We start from the raw sequence: 301 nt of genomic DNA, 5'->3' as shown, positions 1-301 counted from the left end.
GCGGGTATCTTGTCGGCATCGACCCAGTTTCCGCTATGCCCCGCGATCACTTCGGCCAGCGAATCCGCTGCGGCCAGCGCGGTGTAGAAATCGTTGATGGCGGGCGACAGGGCCCGCGCCGCGATCTCCACCAGCAGGCGGATCTGGAACACGGTGCCCTGGCTGTTGCTGCGAAACGGACCGATGGGAATGCTCTTCACGACGCTTTTGGGATTGTCGAGCCGATGTTCGAGCGCGGCGACCGGTTCCCCCGCCAATACGTGCTGCCCCGGCGCCACGCAGATGCGGACGATACCGGGAT

The 301-nt window shown here is 65.1% G+C and carries 1 protein-coding gene; it reads right to left on the bottom strand.

What is annotated here, in order from left to right; translation table 11 throughout:
* Window positions 1-301, bottom strand: a 301-nt coding sequence (locus tag A3736_RS06235) for a DUF2254 family protein (RefSeq protein WP_156502013.1), incomplete at both ends; no start/stop codon positions are given.

Source organism: Erythrobacter sp. HI0063 (assembly GCF_001635685.1).
Taxonomy (GTDB): domain Bacteria; phylum Pseudomonadota; class Alphaproteobacteria; order Sphingomonadales; family Sphingomonadaceae; genus Qipengyuania.
This window is presented reverse-complemented; position numbering and strand designations above follow the sequence as displayed.